Genomic DNA, 8,016 nt, shown 5'->3' with positions numbered 1-8,016 from the left:
GCGCTGGCGCGGCTCCGCTCCCGGCCGCAGCCGATGCCGCGGCATCGGTCCCGGCAGCCTTGGGTGCGTCACCCTCGCCCCCCGCCGAGGGGTCCTCGGGCGGCGTGAGCGGCACCGGCGGCACCGGCCCCTTCGCGGGCCCCGCATCCGCCCCGCCCGCCCCGCTCTCCTCGTCCGGATTCTCCGTGTCGAGCAACTGCACGGCATGACGCCCCAGTTGGGCCACAAGCGCACCCGGAAGCCAGGGATCGCGCGTCCGCCCGCCGTCGCCGAGCGTGTCCTGCGCCCCCGTCCGCTCCAGGACCTGCTCCAGCGTCGGCCGGTCCGCGGGGTTCTTGCGCAGGCAGTCGCCGACCAGCTCGGCCAGCTCCTCCGGAAGACCCTCCAGATCCGGCTCCTCCTGCGCGATACGGAACATCAGCGCGTGCACGCCGCTGTTGGCCGTGCCGAAAGGCAGCGCGCCCGAAGCCGCGTACGCGAGGACCGAACCCAGGCAGAACACGTCGCACGCCGGGGTGATCCGGTCGCCACGCACCTGCTCGGGCGCCATGAAGCCGGGCGAGCCGACGAGCGCGCCGGTGCGGGTCAGTCCGCCGTCGGTCACCGTCTCCAGCGCGCGGGCGATGCCGAAGTCGATGACGCGGGGTCCGTCGATCGTGACGAGTACGTTCGACGGCTTGAGGTCGCGGTGGATGAGGCCCGCCGCGTGAATGTCCTTGAGGGCGTTGGCGAGTCCGGCGCCGAGTATCTTCACGGACCGCTCGGGCAGCGGACCGTGGTCGCGCGAGATGACGCTCTGGAGCGAGGGTCCTGCGACATATCCCGTGGCCAGCCAGGGGATCGTCGCCTCGGTGTCCGCGTCGAGCACCGGCGCCGTCCATGCGCCGCCGACCCGCCGTGCCGCCTGCACCTCCTGCCGGAAGCGGCTCCTGAACTCCTCCTGCTCGGCAAGCTCTTCACGCACCAGCTTCACCGCGACCGTGCGTCCACGGTCGGACCGCGCGAGATAGACGTGCCCCATGCCGCCCGCGCCGAGACGCGCGAGCAGCCGATAAGCGCCTATTCGCTGTGGATCCCCGGGCCCGAGCTTCTCCATCGTCGCGCCGACCTCCCCCGTTGGTGTGCAACAGATCGAGGATAGTGGGGCGGTAGGACATCGGGGCACGGACTGCCTGCTACGGGTCCGTAACGGGTTGTTCCGCGGCGGTGCGACGGGTGCGGGGCCTCGGGCGTTCCGCAATCTGCCGGTGAGGGGCATCACTTTGCGACAAATTGAACTGTTCCTTGAGGGGCGTTAACGTCTTTCTCGCCCAACCCGGATGGTCCAGGCCAATTCGGGAATATGACGTTGCACGGGGGGAGGCCGGCGATGCCATCAGGTTTCGCAGGCCGCGACAGCATCACCGGGCCTCACCTCGTGCGCATTCAACGCACTAAGGATTTTACGTGAACCGCAGCGTTCTGCGCTTTCGCACGACTGTGATTTCCACTGTGGTGGCCGGTGCTGTTGCCTTTACCGGCATCGGTACCGCGAACGCCTCCGAGGCGCCCGAAGCCGAGAGCACCGGCACCGCGGCCCAGAACACCGGCATCGACAGTGAGCCCACCACCGAGCAGGTCGATGAACTGGCCCGCTACCTCCAGGCCCTTGAGAACGGCGACGTCCTCAACGAGGCAGGAGAGTTCGACTACGCCAAGACCCGCGCCGAGTTCGGCGCCGAGTTTGCCGACGCGATCCAGGCCAAGATCAGCGGCGACATCCCCGTGGGTGCTTACGGCAGCTACACCTCGTGCCTGCTCAAGGGTGTCGGCCTCGGCGGCCTGGGCGGCGCCACCGCGGCCATCACGGCCAAGCTGAAGAAGAAGCACTTCACGGACGCGGCCAAGCTGATCATCAAGGAGGCCGCCAAGCGCGGCATCAAGGTGGGCGTCAAGGGCGGTGTCGCCGGACTGGCCGCCTCGCTCGGCACCTACGCCGTCTGGTGCGCCACCCCGTGGGCCTGACAGCCGCGTGCTGAGCCAGTCGCCTGATTGATCCGGCACTGGCAATCGCCTGATCCGGAACTGGCAATCCTGATCCGGCACTGACAAAGGGGGCGCGGTCATCAAGCCTCGCCCCCTTTCTGCCACTTGAGTTCCGTCAGCTTTCGCCGACCAGGGCCCGCAGGTGCGCGAGATACTCTTCGAACCGCGTGCGCCCGTCGTCGGACAGGCGCACGAAAGTGCGCACACGGCGTTCCCGGCCGCCGCGCAGCTTGGCCAGCTCCACCACACCCGCTTCCTCCAGGACGCGCAACTGCCGTGAGAGCTCCGGCGAATCCAGTTCGAGAGCCTCACACAGATCAGCGAACGACGCGTTGTGCACGCGCCGCAGGGTGCCAAGCACGGCCAGGCGCACCGGCGAATGCATCAGCGTGGTCAGTGCCTGCCGGTGTTGTCCGTCTTCGCTCATCAGGTCCTCCACCGCGACACCAAGTAGCCCAGCAGGACCAGCGCGGGAAACGCGGCCGGAACCACGATGCCGATGGTGGAGTCCGGGGTGTCCCACAGGACATTGCCCGCCGGAAGGCCCAGCAGGAAGCCGGCTGCGATTCCGAGCCCGCTCTCCAGAGGGGTATGGGGGCGGCGGAGGGCACGCTCGCGGTGGAAGTAGTTCCAGCCGACCACGACTGCCAGCCCTGCCAGGCACACAGGGATGCCGAGTACAAGCGGCACCCTCTGTTCGGCAGCCGCCCACAGGGCGCCGAACAACGCGGCTACTGACACCACTCCCCCCACGCGCTCACCTGTCGAGGCGGGCCGGTTGAGGGCGGGTGCCCGCTCGGCGGTGGCGAGTTGGTCGGCGGCGGTCTGTGGGTCCATGTGGAAACCCCCCAAGGTCGTGCGAATCGTTCAAGGTCGTGCGAATCGTTCACTTGCGATCCTCGCACTCACTTGGCAAACACGCAACTAACTGGAATTCCTGCGCCTGCTACGGCTCCGTAGCGGGTTGCTCCGTATCCGCTTCCGTGACCGTCTCGGCCAGGACACCGGACAACCGCTCCAACACCCGTACGGTCTCGGCGAACTCCTCCTCGCCGAGCGCCTGCGAGAGCCGCGCGGCCATGTCCGCATGGCCGGGGCCGATCTTCCTGACCGCGGTCAGGCCCTCGTCCGTGGGGCGCAGGAGCTTGGCGCGGCGGTGGGCGGGGTTCGGCACGTACTCGGCGAGGCCGCGGCGCACGAGGAGATCGGCGATGCGCTGCACGCTCTGCCGGGTGATGCCCATCGCGCGGGCGATCCCGGCCACGGGCAGGGGCTCGCGCAGTACGGCGCCGAGCACCTGCCACCAGGCGGCAGTGAGGCCGCCGGGCTTGGCCAACTCATCGGCCACAGAGAGGAATTGACCGTTGAGCCGGAAGACACCGAGGGCGGTGCGGGAGAGCAGGTCCTGCTGCTCCCGCACCTGGTCGGGGGTGCGGTCGGCGCTCACGACTCCAGTACCTCGTACGCGGACGCGTCCGAGTCGTGGAACAGCCGATACCAGGCATCCAGCTTCTCGCCCTCGAAGGCGCCGAGCCGCCCGAGGATCTCGCGGGCGAAGGCCACGGGCTCGGTCGGACCCGCCGTGGTCAGCCCGCCGTCGGTGACGGCGTCGACGTCCACGTACCGCTCGCCGCCCTTGTAGCCGGTGGCCGCGAGGTAGAACGACACCGCGCTGGTGTGCGCGCGCTCGTCGAGCAGCCCCTCCCTGGCGAGCCCGGCGGTGGCCCCGCAGATCGCGGCGACCGGCACGTCCGCGTCGAGGAAGGCGCGGGCCGCGCGGCCGAAGGGGGCGAGGTCGTCGCCCGTGTCCCACAGGTCGGCGCCCGGCAGGATCAGCAGCGCGCTGTCATCGGGCCGCAGGTCGGCGAGGGTCAGGTCGGGCTGGATGCGGACGCCGCCCGCGGTGGTGACGGGGGCGAGCGAGTCCGCTGCGACGGTCCGGATCTCGTACCCGGCGCGGGCCAGGTACGCGGTGGCGTATCCGGGCTCCCAGTCGGCGAGCGTGTCGTAGACGGCGAGGTGCACGGGCTTCGGCTTGCGGGTCATGACTGCCTCCACGGGGTGGGATGCTGTGCCGCTGTGCGCTTATGTGAGCATGCTGTCAAATAGACAGCATGCTGTCAATGCTTTTGCGGAGCTGAGCGTCGGGCTCGTTAACTCTCGCTGGGGGCGCCCTTAACCCGCCGTTCCCTAGCGTCCTGGTCATGGACAGCGCAGAGAACCTCGGACAGATGGCCGCCCACCTCGGCCTCGACCTGGTGGCCGTGACCCTCCTGACCTTCGGGGTCTTCTATCCACGGCACCGTAGAAGGGAGTTGGTCCCCGCATACCTCGCCCTGAACGTCGCGCTCTTCGCGGTCGTCTCCGCCCTCGCGAGCGCCGGCGGCAATGGCGGGCTCGCGCTCGGCTTCGGGCTCTTCGGGGTGCTCTCGATCGTGCGGCTCCGCTCGGACGCCGTGCAGCACCAGGAGGTCGCGTACTACTTCATCACCCTCGTGCTCGGGCTGCTCTGCGGACTTCCGGGGCTGGACCTGCCGGTCGCCGCCGGGCTCGCGGCCGTGCTGCTCCTGGTGATGTACGGCGCCGACCATCCCCGCCTCTTCGCCGGTGACCGGCGTGCGGTCATCACACTGGACGCCGTGTACCGCGAGGAGACCGCCCTCCGCGCCGAGCTGGCGCGACGCCTGGGGGAACCGCTCGGCTGGACCGTCCAGGAGGTCGACTACGTCCGTGACCTCATGGTTCTGGAAGTCCGCTTCCGGCAGCCGGAACCTTCAGAGCGGGCCGGGGAGTTCATACGTACAGCACCACGACGCCGCACGACCCGGTCCCGCACGCCTGCCGTCCCCCACCAGAAGGAGACCGTGTGAACCCCGCCGTACGCGCCATCGGACGGGCCGCGCTCGCCGCGCACCCCATCTCGCTCGACGAGGTCAACGCACGGGCCGAGCTGCTCGCCCGCTACGACAACAGCTATCTCGTGCCGGTCGAGATCTTCGAAGACCTGGCGGCGCTGCTCACGGATCCGCGGCGCGCCTCGGGCCCGTTCCGAGCCCTGAGCATCGGCGGAAAGCGCTGGTTCAGCTACCACTCGACGTACTACGACACCCCTGAGCTGCTGACCTACCACCACCACCGGCAGGGCAGGCGGCTGCGCTACCGCATCCGGGAGCGGGTCTACCAGGACAGCGGTGAGCGGCAGTTCGAGATCAAGCTGAAGAGCGGCCGGGGCGAGACGGTCAAGCACCGGCAGCGTCTTCAGGGCGACGACTGTGTGCTGGATGCCGCCCGGCAGGGGTTCCTCGCGGGCGTGCTGCGTGGGTCGTACGGGATCGAGGCGCCGGGCGGGCTGACCAAGGCGCTTGTCACGGAGTACCAGCGGGCGACCTTTGTCGCCGACGGTCAGCGGATCACGTGTGACGCGGGGCTCGTGGTGCGGGATGTGGCCACGGGGCGGTCGGTCGCGGCGGATTCCGGGCTGGTCCTGGTGGAGACCAAGACGCAGGGGCATCTTACGGAGGCGGACCGGGTGCTGCATCGGTACGGGGTGCGGGCCGCGGAGTTCACGAAGTACTGCGGTGGGTTCGCCGCGCTGCGGCCGGAGTTGGGGGTCAACCGGTGGGCCCGGGCTGTCCGGGTCGCGTTTCCGCGGGCCTCGGGGGCCTTGGGGGTGCCGGGGCCTGCGGGGCCTGTGGGGCCTGTGGCGCCTGCGGGAAGGTGAGGGTCACTCGGGTGCCGTGGGTGGCGTCCGAGGCTATGGCGAAGGTGCCGCCCGCGTCTTCGGCGGTCCGGCGCGCGATGTCCAGGCCCAGGCCCGTGGAGCCGCCGCCGCTGGTGCCGCGTTCCGCGGCGTACGTCGGTGGGAGGCCGGGGCCTTCGTCGGCGACGGTGAGTTCTGCCTTGCCGGTCGGGGTGGTGCGGACCGTGATGCGGAACGGGGTGCCTTGGGGGGTGTGGTCGAGGACGTTGCCGATGAGGGCGTCGAGGGCTGCGGTGAGGTCGTCCTCGGGGACGGGGACGGGGACGGGGGCGAGTGCCGGGGTGGGAACTGGATTTGTCTTGTCGTGGGTTGATGTCTCTGTTGTGCGGCCCTGGTCCTCCGCCAACGGCTGCCAGAACTCGGCGCGTTCGCGGGCCACGGCCGCCAGGTCCGCGTAAGGGGCGTCGCGCAATGGGCGGCGGGCCTTACGGATCACGTCGTCGACGCTGTGTTCCAGGGCGGCGACGTCGGCGGCGATGCGCTGCGCCTCCTCCGTGTCGCGGAGGGTCTCGGCGTCCAGGCGCAGGGCGGCGACGGGGGTGCGGAGGCGGTGGGCGAGGTCGGCGGCGTTCTCGCGTTCGGCGGTGAGGAGTTCGTCGATGCGGGTGGCGAGGTGGTTCAGCTGGCCCGCCACCAGGCGGAGTTCGGGCGGGCCCTCGGGCGTGGCGCGTGCGGAGAGGTCGCCGGCGGCGAGGCGGTCCGCGGTGCGGGCGAGGCGGCGGGTCGCGCCGACCAGGCGGGCGCCGAGACGGTCGGCGAGGAGCAGCCCGATGAGGACGAGGCCGACCCCGATCCCGGCGAGCACGAGCCAGGACGTCATGGTGCCCGCGTACAACTGGCGCTCGGTGAGGGTGACTTGGACGACGGCGGTGCCGTCGGCGGCGCCCTGGACGGGGACGAGGACCTGACGGCCGCCAGTGGAGGGTTCGTAGGTGAAGGCACGGCCGGTGCGGGCGAGGCGGATGGCGTCCGTGATACGGGCGTTCTGCTGGGGTCGGGGCTTCGGTCCGATGACGGTGCCGTCGGCCAGGACGAGTGAAGTGACCGGCAGATTCTGGGTGTTGACGCTCTCCACGGTCTGCTCGGCTGTCTCGCGCTCGTCCCGGGTGGCGAGGGCGGGGCCGATGGCGTGCGCGACCCACTGGGCGCGGGCGGTGGCCTCGGCGGTGGTGCGGTCGGCGGCGTGGGTGCGGGTGAGGAGGGTGAGGGGGACGAGGAGGGCGGTCAGTACGAGGGCGGTGGTGGCTGCGGTGAGGAGGAGGAGGCTGCGGCGCATCAGCTGGCCCCTGGGCCTGGGTGTGTGTTCTCCTCGCCGCCGCGGTGGGGCGCCTGGCTGTTCTGGGGCGGGGCCGCGCCGGTATGTCCGTCCTCGCTATCGTCCGGTGGCCGCGGGGCTGCTTCGGCGCCGGAGCGTTGGGAGCCGTGCTCCGGGCGGACATACCGGCACGTCCCCTCGCGTGCGTCGAGCGGCTGCGGGAGCGTGGGGGCGGGGGCTTCCTCAGGTGGTGTGAGTTTCACTCCCACCGTGCGGACCGTGTGGAGGTAGCGGGGTGTTTGGGCCGTCTCGCCGAGCTTTCTGCGGAGCCAGGAGAGATGGACGTCGACGGTCTTGTCGGCGCCGCCCAGGGGCTGTTGCCACACCTCGGCGAGGAGTTCGCGGCGGGAGACGACTTGGCCGGGGCGGTGGGCGAGGTAGGTGAGGAGGTCGAACTCGCGGGGGGTGAGGTCGAGGGGCTGGTCGTCGAGGGTGACTTCGCGGGAGGCCGGGTCGATGGTCAGGCCTCCCACGTGCAGGGGCTCCTCCGCCACGTCGGTCGCACCGAGGCGGCGCAGGACCGCCTTGATGCGGGCGTCCAACTGGGCGGCGCCGAAGGGCTTGACGATGTAGTCGTCGGCTCCGTCCTCAAGGACGGCCACCATCTCCGGTTCGTCGTCGCGCGCGGTCGCGACGATGACGGGTACGTCGCTGACGGCACGGAGCATGCGCAGGATCTGGGCACCGTCGACGTCCGGGAGCCCGAGGTCGAGTACGACGAGGTCGGGGTGGGTCGTCACTGCGGCGTCCAGGCCTGCCATGCCGCTGGGCGCGGTCGCGACGGCGTGCCCTTTGTCGCGCAGGGCACGCACCAGGGCGCCGCGCAGCTGGGGATCGTCCTCCACGACGAGAAGATGGGCCATACATCCACCGTAGTCAGGTGCTTTGGGCGGCCCTTAACCGGGCGTTAGGAAAC

Annotated in this window: 9 protein-coding genes and 1 pseudogene; 3 read left to right on the top strand and 7 right to left on the bottom strand. The window is 70.6% G+C overall.

Features of this window, described 5'->3' with window-relative positions:
- Positions 1 to 1,096: serine/threonine-protein kinase (locus ABD378_RS42265; protein WP_344530495.1), on the bottom strand; the 1,096-nt coding region annotated here is incomplete at its 3' end.
- Between the two features lie 350 nt (positions 1,097 to 1,446).
- Here ABD378_RS42265 and ABD378_RS42260 point away from each other — a divergent pair.
- Entirely contained in the window at positions 1,447 to 2,004 is a 558-nt protein-coding gene (locus ABD378_RS42260) for a hypothetical protein (RefSeq protein ID WP_344530493.1), read from the top strand.
- A gap of 136 nt (positions 2,005 to 2,140) precedes the next feature.
- On the opposite strand, the gene ABD378_RS42255 is transcribed toward ABD378_RS42260, so the two are convergent.
- From ABD378_RS42255 to ABD378_RS42240, 4 genes are all read right to left on the bottom strand, one after another.
- Entirely contained in the window at positions 2,141 to 2,452 is a 312-nt protein-coding gene (locus ABD378_RS42255; protein ID WP_344530491.1) for a transcriptional regulator, read from the bottom strand.
- Positions 2,452 to 2,862 carry a hypothetical protein gene (locus ABD378_RS42250; protein WP_344530489.1) on the bottom strand — a complete coding sequence of 137 codons (411 nt, stop codon included), beginning with the start codon at positions 2,860 to 2,862 and terminating at the stop codon, positions 2,452 to 2,454. The genes ABD378_RS42255 and ABD378_RS42250 overlap by 1 nt, the downstream gene beginning before the upstream one ends.
- A 109-nt stretch (positions 2,863 to 2,971) precedes the next feature.
- A complete protein-coding gene (locus ABD378_RS42245; RefSeq protein ID WP_344530487.1) occupies positions 2,972 to 3,472 on the bottom strand; it encodes a MarR family winged helix-turn-helix transcriptional regulator in 501 nt (166 codons plus the stop codon).
- Positions 3,469 to 4,071 carry a DJ-1/PfpI family protein gene (locus ABD378_RS42240; protein ID WP_344530485.1) on the bottom strand — a complete coding sequence of 201 codons (603 nt, stop codon included), beginning with the start codon at positions 4,069 to 4,071 and terminating at the stop codon, positions 3,469 to 3,471. Before ABD378_RS42240 ends, ABD378_RS42245 begins: the two co-directional genes overlap by 4 nt.
- Positions 4,072 to 4,229: 158 nt before the next feature.
- Between ABD378_RS42240 and ABD378_RS42235 the strand changes: the two genes are divergently transcribed.
- Positions 4,230 to 4,895: a DUF4956 domain-containing protein gene (locus ABD378_RS42235; RefSeq protein WP_344530483.1), complete on the top strand. Its 666-nt coding sequence runs from the start codon at positions 4,230 to 4,232 to the stop codon at positions 4,893 to 4,895.
- Complete coding sequence (locus ABD378_RS42230) at positions 4,892 to 5,746, top strand: VTC domain-containing protein (protein WP_344530481.1); 855 nt, start codon at positions 4,892 to 4,894, stop codon at positions 5,744 to 5,746. Before ABD378_RS42235 ends, ABD378_RS42230 begins: the two co-directional genes overlap by 4 nt.
- Here the strand turns inward: ABD378_RS42230 and ABD378_RS42225 are convergent.
- Both ABD378_RS42225 and ABD378_RS42220 read right to left on the bottom strand, forming a co-directional pair.
- Positions 5,637 to 7,061, bottom strand: coding sequence for a sensor histidine kinase (locus ABD378_RS42225; protein ID WP_344530479.1), 1,425 nt, complete (start codon positions 7,059 to 7,061; stop codon positions 5,637 to 5,639). The genes ABD378_RS42230 and ABD378_RS42225 overlap by 110 nt on opposite strands.
- A gap of 218 nt (positions 7,062 to 7,279) precedes the next feature.
- Positions 7,280 to 7,963 (bottom strand): annotated as a pseudogene (locus tag ABD378_RS42220) (response regulator transcription factor); the annotation flags it as partial.
- Between the last annotated feature and the right edge of the window lie 53 nt (positions 7,964 to 8,016).

Source organism: Streptomyces rectiviolaceus (assembly GCF_039533825.1).
Taxonomy (GTDB): domain Bacteria; phylum Actinomycetota; class Actinomycetes; order Streptomycetales; family Streptomycetaceae; genus Streptomyces; species Streptomyces rectiviolaceus.
This window is presented reverse-complemented; position numbering and strand designations above follow the sequence as displayed.